Origin of the sequence: Bacillus sp. NP157, assembly GCA_018889975.1 — a bacterium.
In the GTDB taxonomy this organism is placed as follows: Bacteria; Pseudomonadota; Gammaproteobacteria; order Xanthomonadales; family Rhodanobacteraceae; genus Luteibacter.
This window is the reverse complement of sequence record CP076546.1, coordinates 3711376-3725424: the sequence shown is the minus strand read 5'-3', so window position 1 is coordinate 3725424 and position 14049 is coordinate 3711376. Positions and strand designations below refer to the sequence as shown.

Genomic DNA, 14049 nt, shown 5'->3' with positions numbered 1-14049 from the left:
CCGTGCACACGTCTCGCAAGAACTTTCACACGGATTCGACATGCCCATTCCCCATCGGCCAAGCCGTCTGACCGGCGGCCTGCTCGTCGGCGCCGTCGCCGTCGCGGCGCTCGTGGCGGGCTGCGCGCCGCCCGTGCGTCCGCCGGCCTTCGTGCCGCGCGACGAAGTGCCGATCGCCGGCCTGCCGACCGAGCAGGCGGGCTGGCCCCAGCCGGAGTGGTGGAAGCGCTACGCCGACGCGCAGCTGGATCGCCTCGTGGATACCGCCATGCGTGGTTCGCCGAACATGGAGCAGGCCGAAGCGCGCTACCGCGCTGCCCTGCGCGCGGTGGATTCGGCGAAGGCCGAGCTCAATCCGCAGGTGCGTGGCCTGCTCAACGGCGGGCATGGTTACAACGATGTCTCGCTGAAGGGCCAGGTGCCCGGCGGCACGGGCAGCGCCCAGGGCTTCCAGCTCAATCCCGGCTCGAGCTGGAGCAACAGCGGCGTGGCCGGCGCGCTGGCCACGTGGGACCTGGATCTGTGGGGCAAGCAGAAGGCGGCCGTGGAAGCGTCGGTCGGCCAGGCGCGCGCGGCGGAAGCGGAACGCGCGTCGGCGGCGACCTCGCTGCAATACAACGTCGTCAACACCTACTTCGACTGGCAGGCCCAGCAGGCCCGGCTCGCCGTGGCCCGGCACGCCGCCGATCTCTCGGCGCAGTACCGCGAGCTGGTGGAACTGCGCGTGCATGGCGGCCTGGACGATCCAACCAACCTCGACCAGGCCGACGCCCAGCTCGCCCAGACCCGGCAGAACGTCGCGCAACTGGAAGGGGCGGCCAGCCTCGACCTGGCCCAGCTCGCCGCGCTGGCCGGCGTCTCGCCGAAAGACCTCGGCGACCTGAAGCCCGCGCCGCTGCCCAGCCCGGACGTGCGCCTGCCCGACGATGCGCGACTCGGCCTGCTCGCACGCCGCCCGGACATCGTCGCCGCCCGCTGGCAGATCGAAGCATCGGCGAAGGGTATCGACCAGGCGCGCAAGGCGTACTACCCGGACGTCAGCCTCATGGCCCTGGGCGCGTTCCTGCGCACCTACCCGGACCTTGGCTCCGGCAGCCGCACGGACCTGACCCTGGGCAACCTCGGTGCGTCGGTGCAGTTGCCGATCTTCAGCGGTGGCCGCCTGCGCGCCCAGTTCGAAAGCGCCCAGGCCCAGCTCGATTCGGCCGTCGCCCAGTACGACGGCGCGGTGGTGCAGGCCGCGGGCGACATCGCCCAGGGCATCGCCACCCTGCAGATGCTGGACAACCAGCGCGTTCAGGTCGAGCGCCAGTACGACGCCAGCGCGGCGCAGAAGAGCAAGGCGGCCGACCGTCGCTCGAAAGGGCTGATCGACGATCGCAACTGGCTCAATGCCGACATGCAGCTCGACCAGCAGCAGGACGCGCGCCTGCAGATCACCAGCCAGATGCTCTCGGCCAACCTCTCACTCATCCACGCACTGGGCGGCGGTTACCACGCCGACGACGTGCCCGCGCTTCCGGCCACGGCCGCCGGTAAGGACTCCCCGCGATGACGCCCGAAAACGACGACCCGCGCGAAGGCGCCGAGGGTGCGGAAGGCGCCACGCCGCCGCAGCCGTACAAGTACCGCTACAAATACCTGCACAAGTACGGCGACGAATCGCCGCGCGGCGAGCGTCGCGACGATGACGAAGACAAGGATGGCAAGGACGGCGCCGACGACGGCGAAGACAAGGCGAAGGACAAGGACGGCGACGCGAAGGACAGCGGCGACAAGGAAAGCAAGGATAAGGACGGCAAGGACAAGGACGGCAAGGAAGAAAAGAAGGAAGACCCGAAGGCCAAACGCAAGAAAGTCATCATCCTTTCGATCATCGCCGCGGTGTTCATCCTCGCGGGCCTGGCGTGGCTTTTGATGTACATCTTCGTCTTCTCGCAGCGCGAGACGACCGACGACGCCTATGTGAAGGGCGACATGGTGACGATCTCGTCGCGCGTCGCCGGCACGGTGATCGAGGTGGGCGTGGAGGAAACCGACCGCGTGCACCAGGGCCAGGTGTTGATCAAGCTGGACCCGGTCGACGCCAACGTCGCGCTGATGAACGCCGAGGGCCAGCTGGCCCAGGCCGTGCGCGAAGCGCAGGCGAAGATGCAGCAGGCGAACCAGGCCGATGCCGCGATTCCGCAGCGCCGCGCCCAGTACGAGCAGGCACGCGACGAGTACAACCGGCGCCACCCGCTGCTCGAACGCCGTGCCGTATCGGCCGAAGAAGTCGACACCGGCAAGCGCCAGATGCAGCAGGCCAAGGCCGCGCTGGACGCCGCCGAACGCGAAGCTGCCGCGGCACACGCGCAGGTCGACGGCACCACGGTGGAGAACTACCCGGCCGTGGTCCAGGCGCGCTCGCAGTTCCGCAACGCGTGGGTCAACAACGGTCGCAACGCGATCGTCTCGCCGATCGAAGGCTATGCCGCACGCCGCCAGGTGCAGGTCGGCCAGCGCATCCAGGCTGGGCAGGACCTGCTCACCGTCGTGCCGTTGCAGGATCTGTGGATCGACGCGAACTTCAAGGAAACCCAGCTCGAACACATCCGCATCGGCCAGCCGGTGAAGATCTCCACCGACATGTATTCGGACATCGACTACCACGGCAAGATCGTCGGCCTGAACGCGGGTACCGGCAGCGCGTTCTCGCTGCTGCCGGCGGAAAACGCGACCGGTAACTGGATCAAGGTGGTGCAGCGCCTGCCGGTGCGGATCGCCATCGATGCCGAGGACCTGCGCAAGCACCCGCTGCGGATCGGCCTGTCGACTGACGTGAACGTGGATACCCACGACCGCGACGGCCGCGTGCTGTCGGACACGCCGCGTAGCAAGCCGCTCGCCACGACCAATGTCTACGAGCAGGAAATGGGCGAGGCCGACCAGCACGCCGAGGAAATCATCCGCCAGAACACCGTGGACACCACGCCCACGCCGGTCCCGGCCAAGCGCGGCGGCTGATCGATGGCCGGCGAGAACGGCAAGAACGGTAAGGGCGGTGCCCGGCCGCCGCTTACGGGTGGCGCGCTGGTCCTGCTGACCGCTGGCGTGGCGCTGGCCACGTTCATGGAGGTGCTCGACATCTCCATCGTCAACGTGTCGGTGCGCACCATCGCCGGCAACGTCGGCGTGAGCAGCAACGAAGGCACGATGGCGATCAGCGCCTATTCGATGGCCAGCGCGGTGATGCAGCCGCTGACCGGCTGGGTGGCGCGGCAGTTCGGCGAAGTGCGCACGTTCATGATTTCGGTGATGCTGTTCGTCGTCTTTTCCGCACTCTGCGGACTGTCGACGTCGATGCCGATGCTGATCGTGTTCCGCCTGTTGCAGGGCGCGGTGTCGGGTCCGATGGTGCCGCTGTCGCAGACGCTCCTGCTCAACAACTACCCGGTGGCGAAACGGCCGATCGCCCTGGCGTTGTGGGCGATGACGGTGGTGGTCGCACCGGTGTTCGGTCCGATCCTCGGTGGCTGGATTACCGACAACTACCACTGGTCGTGGATCTTCTTCATCAACATCCCGGTCGGCATCTTCGCCGTGGTGGTGACCTACGCGCTGCTGCGCGATCGCGAATCGAAGGTGTCGAAGCTGCCGATCGATGCGGTTGGCCTGTTCCTGCTGGCGGTCGGCGTCGGCTGCCTGCAGTTCATGCTCGACAACGGCAACGACGACGACTGGTTCACCTCGAAGACGATCACCGTGCTGGCCATCGTCTCGCTGGTCTGCCTGACCTTCCTGGTTGCATGGGAGCTGATGCACAAGCATCCGGTGGTCGAACTGCGATTGCTGGGCAAGCGCAACTTCTTCGTCGGCGTGCTCTGCCTGTCGCTGGGCATGTTCGCGTTTTTCGGCGGTACCGTGGTGATGCCGATGTGGGTGCAGGAGGTCCTCGGCTATACCGCCACCTGGGCAGGGTTCGTCGTCGCGCCCATCGGCATCCTGGCGATCGTGTTATCGCCGATCGTCGGCGTGTTCCAGAGCAAGTTCGACCTGCGCCTGTTGAACACGATCGGTTTCGCGGTGTTCGCCGGGGCGTCGTTCTACATGTCGACGTTGAGCACCAATGCCCCGTACAGCGAGCTGGCGATACCCCGATTGTGCATGGGCGCGGGCATCGCGCTGTTCTTCGTGCCGGTGAACCAGATCATCCTGTCCGGGCTACCCGACGAGGAGGTCGCGAGTGCGTCGGGGCTGTCGAACTTCTTCCGAACGCTGGCGGGCAGCATCGCCACGGCGGTGAGTACGACGATGTATTCGCATCGAACGACGTATCACCACGCGGTGCTGTCGGAGAACGTCGTCGAGGGTAGCCGCACCACCGGTGAATACCTGGATCGGCTGCAGACGCTGGGGGTGCAGGGACCGACGGCGAACGCGGCGCTGAACCGCATCGTCGACATGCAGGCCGCGACGCTGGCTGTGAACGACGTGTTCTGGATCTTCGGGTTGATCTTCGTGCTGGCGATGATCTCGATCTGGTTCGCCAGGCCGCCCTTCAAGTCAGGCGGCGCCCCGGGCCATTAGCCACCAATGCATGTAGGAGCGCGCCTGCGCGCGAATGGGATCGCGAGGATATCCATCTTCGCGATCGTCCAACATCAAGATCACCCATCAGCAAGATCACCCATCAGCAAGATCACCCATCACCGCAAGCACCCATTCGCGCGCAGGCGCGCTCCTACAGGTCAGGCCTGGGTGAATTGCAGGGTCTCGGTCAAATCCCCCGGCGCAGGCCCGCCTGCCTTCACCATCGCATCCTCGCGCATCTGCAGCCCGGGCAGCTTCTCCAGCTTGAAGCGCCGGGTAAGGAAGCGCGAGATAGAGCCGGTATCGTAGATCGTATGCTCGACATGCCCCTTCTTCGCAAAGGGCGACACGACGAGAGCCGGGATGCGCGTACCCGGACCCCAGCGATCGCCCTTGGGCGGTGCGACGTGATCCCACCAGCCGCCGTTCTCGTCGAAGGTGATCACGACCAGCATGTTCTTCCACTGCGGGCTCTGTCGCAGCGCATGCACGATCGCACCGATATGCCGGTCGCCCGCTTCCACGTCGGAATAACCGGCGTGCATGTTCAGGTCACCCTGCGGCTTGTAGTACGCCACGGCAGGCAGCTTGCCGGCGGCGACGTCGGCGAGGAACTTGTTGGTCTTCGGTGATTCACCTACACCACCGTCGCGGAGATGCTTCGCCCGCGCGTCCGTGCCAGGGGCCAGGCTGACGAAGTAATTCAGCGGCTGGTGGTGCGGCTGGAAGTTCGGCGTCGACGGATAGGTGCCGTCGTCGCTGTCACCCTTGCCATCGAGCGCGGCCTGGAAGCCGCCGCCATACCACGCCCAGTCGATACCCTTGTCCGAGAGCACGTCGCCGATCTGCTTGTGCTTCTGCGGCACCAGCGTGTTCGCGCTGCTCGCATCGGCCAGTAGCGGATTCTTGCGATCGACGTTGAAACCCGGCGAATACGGCGGGCCGATCGTGTTCACCGCGTAGAAGTCCGGCGTGAGCTGGTTGTGGTGCGCGAACTTCGGCTTGCCGTCCATCGCACTCTTCGGCGAGGCAGCATCCATCTTCAGGCGGTAATCCGTGGCGCTGCCGCTTTCAGTGACGGCGATGCCGAACTGCGCCGGACTCTTGTCCGCATCCGGATAGAACGGCGGCTGCGCTGCCACCAGGTACTGGTGGTTGAGGAACGAGCCACCGAAGGCGCCCATGAAGAAGCGGTCGCACAACGTGAACTGTTCGGCGAGGCGCCAGATGCGCAGGTGCACCGGCGTCTCGGCGTAGTGACCCATGGTCAGTGCGCCGTTATCGCCCCACGCCACGAAGCCATCGTTCTTGCCGCCGTTGATCTGTAGCTGGTTGTTGTAGAACGCGTGGACGAGGTCGCGCGTTACCACGCCGTGGGGCAGCGGCGTGCCGTCACCGGTATGCAGCGCCCACGGCGCGTTCGGCAAGCCGGCGATGTCCTTCTCGGCGATCTTGTAGGTGCGGTGGTCGACCGTCTGTTCGTGCGGCACCATGCCACCCCAGATCGGCGGCAGGGTTTTCAGCGGCGTGCCGTCGCGGTCACGCTGCAGGCTGCGTTCCGCCGGCACGTCCTTCAGCGGGTCGAGCACCCCGGGGAAATTACCGAAAAGATTGTTGAAGCTGCGGTTCTCGGCGTAGATCACCACGACATTCTGGATGTGCTTCTCGAGCAAGGCATCCAGCGCGGCGCCCGTCGGTGCGGCGGCGCCGGCTTTCGCGGCGGCCGCACTGGCATCCTTCACGCCACCGGCCAGGGCCAGCATGGCGCCCGTGGTGGCCATGCCACCGAGGAGGCGGCGACGCCCTTCATCGGGCGTGTCGTTGTCGTGCTTCTTGGTCATGTCGGGCGCCGTGCGGTGGAGCCCTTAGGGGGACAGCTCCACGGTTTGAGAAAGTTCGGAGACGCCGTGCTCGTCGAAGGCCTCGATGGCCACGACGTAGCGAACGCCCCTGTTCAAGCTCCTCAGGGTAAACGATGTGGGCTGGTCGGCAAACCGCTGGTAGGTCGAGTGCAGGCGATCGGGCGCGAGGCCCCAGCGCACGTTGTAGCCAACGGCGCCAGGCACGGGCTGCCAGTTGATCACCGCCTCGCGCGTGTCCGCGCCACGCTTTGCGCCGAGGCCGGCCGGCGTGCGCGGCGCGGGGCCGTCGGCGTTGCCGAACACGCGGATGTCCGAGATCGCAAGATGCTTCGCCCCGACATGTTTGTGCACGTAGCGGATCCAGCGCAGCTTCGCGGGCCGTTCGAGTTCGATGTACGCATTGGGCCGATCGCGGTCCGAGGCGGAGAGATCCGCCAGCGTGGTCCACTGCTTGCCATCCGTGGAGCCCTGCAACACGAATTGCGTGACCAGGTCGGGTGCGTCGCCATAGCGGTCCGACTGGTAATCCGCATAGTTGACCTGCACCGCGCGGACGGTGGGCGTGCCGCCGAGATCGAGCGTGACGGTCTGTCCCGGCTCGTTCTTCGCGGCAACCCAGAAGGTGCGCGGGTTTTCATCGGTCAACGTCGATGCCGGATGATCGCCGAGCGTGGAGGACACCGTGGCCTTCTTCCGGTACGACAGCAGCATCCAGCCGGTGAACGCGCTTTCGCCGTCGGCGAGTTTGTGATCCGGCATGCGCTGCGGGAAATCGCCGAAGCGGGTGTCGATCCACATCTGGCCATCGTCGTGCCAGCCTGCGGGGAACATGGCGATGCGACGCTCGAAGGTCCAGTTGATCCCGATCCACGTCGTGCCCGTGTTCCAGGCGTTGCCGTGCGCGTCTTCGAAGGTCGACCCATGTCCGGCACCCGTCGCGAAACCACCGGGCTTGTAGCCGACGGGGTTGTACGGTGCGTATTCAAACGGCCCGAGCGGCGACGTGCCGGTGTAGACGCCGGTGGCGTACACGTTGTACTCGGTGCCCGGCGCGCCGTACTGGAAGTAGTAGCGGCCGTCGTGCTTGTTCATCCACGAGCCTTCGATGTACGCCGGCTTGTCGCCCATGCTGTGGTCGGGACCAAAACGTTCCCATCCATGGTCGGCGGGATCCAGGCGGAGGAAAGCCTTCGGCGGCGTGGCGAATGCGAGCCGCTTGCCTTCGCCTTCGCGGGAACCGAGCTTCATGTCCAGCTGCGCGCCATACAGGGGATAGGTCTCCGACGAACCCCAGTACAGGTACACCTTGCCATCGTCGTCCTGGAACAGGCCGGGATCCCAGGGACCGGGCGGCAGTGGACCCGTCGCCTGCGGCTTGCCGGCTTCGTCGTACTCGATCGCGCCCGGCACGGATGGAAGCTGCCGTGTCCAGAACGACCATTTGCCGTGCGCGGGATCCGTCGACACCATCAGCGGCCGTGGCAGGAACGCCGACTGCATCAGGAACAGCTTGCCGTCCGCGACCAGCGTCGCGGGAGCCACCTCGCTATCGAACGGCCAGTGGTCGGGTTTGACGAAATCCCAGTGCACCAGGTCCTTCGACATCCAGTAACCGTCGGCCATGGTCTGGAACAGGTAGAACGCGTCGCCGTAGCGCACGATCGCTGGGTCGGCGCCTGTGCGATACGAGATGCCCCGGTTCATGACCTCGAAGTTGTAGCGGTAGTCGAGGTCGACGGGGTTGGCGAAGGTGCGCGTCTGCGCATGGGCATGGACGGCACCGAGCAAGGACACGACGGCGACCGCGAGATGGCGGATACGCATGGGTAGACTCCGGACGCCAGGCACGATGGATACGCTTCCCGGAGCATAGCAATCGTGACCCGACCGGGCATGGGCGGATCGCTTAGACTCGGCGTATCTACCATGGAGCTTGCAGGGATGGCATCGAGTCGAGGGATGGGGGCGGCAAGCTGACGATGGTCGAGCTGGTGATGATCCCCGGCATGGATGGCACCGGACGTTTGTTCGATCCGTTGCGCGCGGCGTTGCCGGCGGGCTTCCGGACGCACGTCATCCCGTACGCGGAGCATGGAGCCTGCAGCTACGCCGAGCTGGCGCAGCGCATGCGTGCGAGCCTGCCGACCACGCCGTACGTGCTGCTGGGCGAATCGTTCGGTGGGCCGCTGGCCATCCTGCTCGCGGCGCAACGGCCAGCAGGCATGCGTGGACTGGTCCTGGCCGCGACGTTCGCCGCTTGCCCGCGACCCTGGGCACGCCATGCACGCGGGTTGCTGCCGCTCGTCCGGATGAATGGGTTATTCGCCCGGTGGAGTGCACCGTGGCTTATCGGCCGTCGTGCCGACCCTGCGCTGCGCGAGGCCTATCGCGACAGCGTCTCTCGCCTCGATAACGCGACGCTGCGGGCACGACTGGACGCCCTGCTGGCCGTCGACGAAACGGCAGCGCTGCGCAGCGTCGACGTGCCACTGCTGTGCCTGCGTGCCTCGCGCGATCTGCTCGTGCCGCCAGGGGCCGAGGCGGCCTTGCGCACGGCACGGCCTGATGGCCTGTTCGAAACGGTGGCGGGCCCGCACGGCATCCTGCAGGCGAATCCCGCGATGTGCGCCCGGCACATCACCCGATTCGTCGCTGGGCTCGAACCCGCCTAGTTACCCTGCTTGCGCGACGCGGCAACGCTTGCCGGCGTCTCGCAGCCAAGTTCCTTCATCGTGCCGTCGACGGAGAGCAGCACCGTGTACGTCGGAAGACCGATGTGCAGGTTGCCTGCCTTGTCCTTTTCGGACCACGTCGGCGGACCATCGAGCCCACGCCAGAGCGTTGCCTGCCAGTGGCCGGCGGCGTCGCGCGACACGTCGTATACCGCGCCCTCGGCGATGCCCATGTGCATCAGGCCGGTAAGCGCGATCGTGCGCGTTCCCAGCGACGTCAGCTTGATGATGTTCTTTTGCAGGATCGGATCGACGGCGCCGCTGCTCGCATCGAAACGGAGGTTGCCGCCGAACTCGCCATGGTCGAAGCCGACCAGATGGCCGCCCGGAACCGCCAGGCGCACCTCCTCGGGTCGTCCGCGGTCGTACTCGTAGGGGTCATCCGTGCACTCGGTCAACGAATTGCCCATGGCGCCTCGATCCAGGACATCGTCCAGGTCCATGGCCGGGTAGGGACTGCGATCGCGGATATGCCGGATCGCCTGCGTGGCGTCGACCCGCACGCTCGAGCGCCAGTGCGTGGCGCTGATGTCGCGGAGGGCTTCCAGCGCCCGCGGATCGCCGAGCCTTCCCAGCGCCACGGCGGCCTTGCTGTTCAGCCACGGATCGAGCGGATCACGGAGCGCCTGGACCAGGCGTGGTTCGGCGGGGAGGTAGTGGATGATGCCGAGCGTGAACGCGGCGGTGGCGCGGGTCCGGCGGTCGTCGCTATCGAGCAGGCGCATCACGGCGGGACCGGCGTCGTGCGCAGCCTCGCCCAGGCGCGCGATGCCGTAGAGGTCGGCAGACGTCGGCGACGGCAATGCCTGGAAACGCCGGACCGCATCGTCGGACGCTTCGCTGGCCATGCCGCGGCCGCATACCAGCACCAGCAGCATCGCGATGGCGTACACCCAGCCGCCCTTGCGACTGTAGTCCGCAAGCGCGCGCTGCCATGCGTCGATGACGCCCTGGTCGAGGGTCGCACGAACCGGAGGCGACTTATCCTGCATCATCCGTTTCCGTGAATCGGGATGGGGGTGCCTTACGCATCGACGCCCCCGTGGGTGATCATCCCGTGGCACGCGGCGTGGCGGGATGCTCGTTGAGGTACGTCGCCAGCTCGTTGACTTCGGTGCGGAACGCTTCGTCCTGGGCGAACTGGATGATGAAGTGCTTGATCGCATCGTAGCGGCGCGGATCATTGGCCGCGATCAGCAGCCGGGCCCGGATCACCTGGGGCCACCCATCCTCGGGATGATAATCGATCAGGTCGTCGACCAGGCGCAGGGCTTCATCCGGGCGCTTGCCTTCGTGCGCGTAAAGAGCGGCGAGCTGGTCCGTGGCCCAGACGTCGTAGGGGCGCTCCACCAGCACCGATTTCAGCAAAGGCTCGCTGGTTGCCACGTCGCCGTACAACGAAAGCATCCCGCCGGCGATGCGCGCGACGTCGACGGATTCGGGATGATCGTTGGCGGCGGCGGCAAGCGTCGTGCGCATCCAGCGGGTATAGCCATACGAGGGGGCGATCTTCGCGACCTGGTAAAGCGCCTGGTCGTTGCTGCTTTCGAAGCGAAGCGCCTCGACGGCAAGGATCAGGGCGCGATCGTAGTGCCCGGCGCGCCATGCGAACTCGGCCAGGTTGCTCAGGTCGTCCGAGTGGGTCACCTCGGGAACGACGCTGATTTCGTCGTGCGCGGGTGGATGGGTCATCTCGTCGGTGAGGGCGGCAAGCAGGGCCCGGCTGGCGACGACGCGGAGCAACGGTGTCTTGCTGGCGAGATCCTGGGCCTCGGTGCCCTGCCTGACCTCGTCCGCCGTGCTGCCTCCCCACTTGGCCCCGCCCATGTTTTCGTGGACCAGGCGAAGGACGAAGCCATTCGGTTGCAACGCCAGCCCCTTGGCAAGTGCTGCATTGGCGTAGGAAGGATCGTCGAGGATCACGCCCGTCGCATACATGTAGGCATACAGCGTGGGGATGCGCGGGTTCATCGCTGCAGCGCGATCGAACGCTTCCCGTGCTTGCAGGGAGATCGCGTGCATGGCGTCGAACTGGCGCTGGCTGGTCTGGCTGGAGGCGTTCGAACCCCTTGCTTCCAGCGACGCCGTCCCATACTGGATCGCGCTGGCGGCGACAGCGAATGCGCTGTCCGGCCGCTGTCGCATCCACTCGTCAATGACGCTTCGCGTTGCCTTGCTTGCGTTGCGTAGGCCGGTACGGCGTATCGCGGCATCGAGCCGGGCGGGATGCGCAGGATCATGCAGCTGGGCGTGGGTGTAGGAGGCAAAGGCCTTGTCGACCCTTGCGCCCTGGCCGGCAGCGATCAGCGCGCGGAACTGTCTTGCGTCCAGCGTGTTTTCGTTACCGAATCGGCAATAAGCCTCGACCGAGTCGGCGTGCCAGTGCGAGCCTGGGGGGTCGGGCATGTGCAGGCAGCGCTGGTAAGGGTCTGCGATGGCCGATGCCGTCTCGACCTGGGCCATGAACGCCTTCAAGTCGTCCGGTGGCGTCAGCCGGGCCGCTTCTGCGTGCGATGTCGCGAATGCGATGCCGCCCGCCAGCGCGAGCCGCGTGATCGTCCGTGTGAACATGCCGCTTCCCCTTCCCTGGTGTCCGGACGGCAGCATAGCGATGTCTGCACCGGTCCGTCAGCCATCCCGGCGTGCGGCGCCGAATTCGCCTATGCCACGCCGCTCCCGCGAAGCGTCACGCCAGCCTCGCGCGCCATGGCCAGCAGGCGGGCGTCGTCTGCGTTGCGTGGCAGGTAATACGCCTTCCAGCGGCTGGTGAAGATGTAGGTCATTTGCGTGGACACGCAGACGCTGCGCACCTTGTGCCAGGCGACGGTATTCGTCTCGCTGGCGGTGGCGTGGGTCAGCCCGTGGGGCGTGAAGGTAAACACCGTGGCCTCTTTCGCCTGGCGCTTGAACTGGCTGTGCAAGGCCCAGAGCTGGAGTGCGATCAGGCAGGCCATGCCGATGGCGACGTAGAGCAGGGGCCTGCGCCACTCGAGGCTCAACGCGCCACCGGATCGCTGTACGTGGGTGGCCAGGATGAAGATGGCCGAGGGGATGATCAGCACGTCGAAGGGGGACCAGCGGTAGATGCCGATGGCGCCGCGCAGGAGTTCGCGGAAGGTTAGGGGCCTTGGGTGGATGGTGAGTGGTTGGGCTTCCATGCGGGGGCGATCTTTGGGCTCTTGGGGGTAGAGGATAGCCAATGGGAGGTTGGGTGACGGTGGGTGGTCGCGCGCAGGCGCGCTCCTACAGTGCAATCGGGATGGTGATGCACCAATATGGTGCAAGTGGGCAGGCGTCATCTGGGCGTTCTATGATGCCGGGGCTTGCTTCTGGCCGTTCCGCCGCCGCGGAGCCGCTGGCATAGCGATTGCTAAAAGCCCTGCGCCCCATACCTATTCCGAGGTTTGCCCATGTCCGCCGCTTCCAAAGTGCTGAACCTGATCCAGGACGAGGAAATTGAGTTCGTCGACCTGCGCTTCGCCGACATGCTCGGCAAGCACCACCATGTGACCTTCCCGGCCCACGCCATCGACGAAGGCACCTTCGAAGACGGCAAGATGTTCGACGGTTCGTCGATCGCCGGCTGGAAGGGCATCAACGAGTCCGACATGGTGTTGATGCCGGACCCGGAAACCGCGCACCTGGATCCGTTTAGCGCCCACAAGCAGCTGATCCTGCATTGCGACGTGCTCGAGCCGAGCACCATGCAGGCCTATGGCCGTGACCCGCGCTCGATCGCCAAGCGCGCCGAAGCCTTCCTGAAGTCGACCGGCATCGCCGACACGGCGTTCTTCGGCCCGGAACCCGAGTTCTTCATCTTCGACTCGATCCGCTGGCAGAACGACATGGGCCGCGTGTTCTACGAGATCAACTCCGAAGAAGCTGCCTGGTCGTCGCGCTACAAGTACGAAGGCACCAACACCGGCCACCGCCCGGGCGTGAAGGGCGGCTATTTCCCGGTCAGCCCGGTGGATAGCCTCGGCGACCTGCGCGCCGACATGTGCAAGGTGCTGGAGTCGCTCGGCCAGGTGGTCGAAGTGCACCACCACGAAGTCGCCAACGCTGGCCAGTGCGAGATCGGCACCCGCTTCAACACCCTGGTGAAGAAGGCCGACGAACTGATGACGATGAAGTACGTCATCAAGAACGTCGCCCACCAGCAGGGCAAGACGGTGACCTTCATGCCGAAGCCGATCGTCGGCGACAACGGCTCGGGCATGCACGTGCACCAGTCGCTGTCGAAGAACGGCGAGAACCTGTTCGCGGGCGACCTCTACGGTGGCCTGTCGCAGACGGCGCTGTGGTACATCGGCGGCATCTTCAAGCACGCCAAGGCGATCAACGCGTTCGCCAACTCGACGACCAACAGCTACAAGCGCCTGGTCCCGGGTTACGAAGCCCCGGTGATGCTCGCCTACTCGGCACGCAACCGTTCGGCCTCGTGCCGCATCCCGTACGTGTCGAGCCCGAAGGGCCGTCGCATCGAAATCCGCTTCCCGGATCCGATGCAGTCGGGCTACCTGACCTTCACCGTGCTGATGATGGCCGGCCTCGACGGCATCCTGAACAAGATCGACCCGGGTGCGCCGGCCGACAAGGATCTCTACGACCTGCCGCCGGAAGAAGAGAAGAACATCCCGCAGGTGTGTGCCAGCCTCGACGAAGCGCTGTCCTCGCTCGACAAGGACCGCGAATTCCTGAAGGCCGGTGGCGTGTTCACCGATGACTTCATCGACGGCTACATCGCGCTGAAGATGCAGGAAGTGACCCGCTACCGCGCGAGCACCCATCCGCTCGAGTTCCAGATGTACTACGCGCTCTGAGGACATTCCTCTCGGGGTGAGGAAGGAAGGGGGAGCCTCAGGGCTCCCCTTTTTTTATCC

10 protein-coding genes are annotated in these 14049 nt (G+C 66.0%); 5 read left to right on the top strand and 5 right to left on the bottom strand.

Going from position 1 to position 14049, the window contains the following annotated elements:
* Positions 1-40 precede the first annotated feature (40 nt).
* Genes KPL74_17010 through KPL74_17000 form a run of 3 tightly spaced genes read left to right on the top strand, consistent with a single transcriptional unit; the run spans position 41 to position 4569 of the window.
* Complete coding sequence (locus tag KPL74_17010) at positions 41-1555, top strand: efflux transporter outer membrane subunit (GenBank protein ID QWT19433.1); 1515 nt, start codon at positions 41-43, stop codon at positions 1553-1555.
* On the top strand, positions 1552-3006 hold the full coding sequence (locus KPL74_17005; protein ID QWT19432.1) for an efflux RND transporter periplasmic adaptor subunit: 1455 nt from the start codon (positions 1552-1554) through the stop codon (positions 3004-3006). The genes KPL74_17010 and KPL74_17005 overlap by 4 nt, the downstream gene beginning before the upstream one ends.
* 3 nt (positions 3007-3009) lie before the next feature.
* Positions 3010-4569: a DHA2 family efflux MFS transporter permease subunit gene (locus KPL74_17000; protein ID QWT19431.1), complete on the top strand. Its 1560-nt coding sequence runs from the start codon at positions 3010-3012 to the stop codon at positions 4567-4569.
* Between the two features lie 161 nt (positions 4570-4730).
* On the opposite strand, the gene acpA is transcribed toward KPL74_17000, so the two are convergent.
* Positions 4731-6413: an acid phosphatase gene (acpA, locus tag KPL74_16995; protein ID QWT19430.1), complete on the bottom strand. Its 1683-nt coding sequence runs from the start codon at positions 6411-6413 to the stop codon at positions 4731-4733.
* A 24-nt stretch (positions 6414-6437) separates the two neighbouring features.
* Entirely contained in the window at positions 6438-8258 is a 1821-nt protein-coding gene (locus tag KPL74_16990) for a family 43 glycosylhydrolase (GenBank protein QWT19429.1), read from the bottom strand.
* A gap of 155 nt (positions 8259-8413) precedes the next feature.
* On the opposite strand from KPL74_16990, the gene KPL74_16985 reads away from it, so the two are divergent.
* Positions 8414-9106: a lysophospholipase gene (locus tag KPL74_16985; protein ID QWT19428.1), complete on the top strand. Its 693-nt coding sequence runs from the start codon at positions 8414-8416 to the stop codon at positions 9104-9106.
* Here KPL74_16985 and KPL74_16980 read toward each other — a convergent pair.
* The 3 genes from KPL74_16980 to KPL74_16970 all read right to left on the bottom strand — a co-directional run bounded on the left by KPL74_16980 (position 9103) and on the right by KPL74_16970 (position 12324).
* The gene (locus KPL74_16980; GenBank protein QWT19427.1) at positions 9103-10161 is read right to left on the bottom strand and encodes a HEAT repeat domain-containing protein; all 1059 of its coding nucleotides are present in this window, start codon (positions 10159-10161) and stop codon (positions 9103-9105) included. The two genes, KPL74_16985 and KPL74_16980, sit on opposite strands and share 4 nt — an antisense overlap.
* 55 nt (positions 10162-10216) lie before the next feature.
* Entirely contained in the window at positions 10217-11737 is a 1521-nt protein-coding gene (locus tag KPL74_16975) for a DUF4034 domain-containing protein (protein QWT19426.1), read from the bottom strand.
* Between the two features lie 89 nt (positions 11738-11826).
* Positions 11827-12324, bottom strand: coding sequence for a YcxB family protein (locus KPL74_16970; GenBank protein QWT19425.1), 498 nt, complete (start codon positions 12322-12324; stop codon positions 11827-11829).
* Positions 12325-12576: 252 nt separating this feature from the next.
* Here KPL74_16970 and glnA point away from each other — a divergent pair, with 252 nt between their 5' ends.
* Positions 12577-13989: a type I glutamate--ammonia ligase gene (gene glnA / locus KPL74_16965; protein ID QWT19424.1), complete on the top strand. Its 1413-nt coding sequence runs from the start codon at positions 12577-12579 to the stop codon at positions 13987-13989.
* Positions 13990-14049 lie beyond the last annotated feature (60 nt).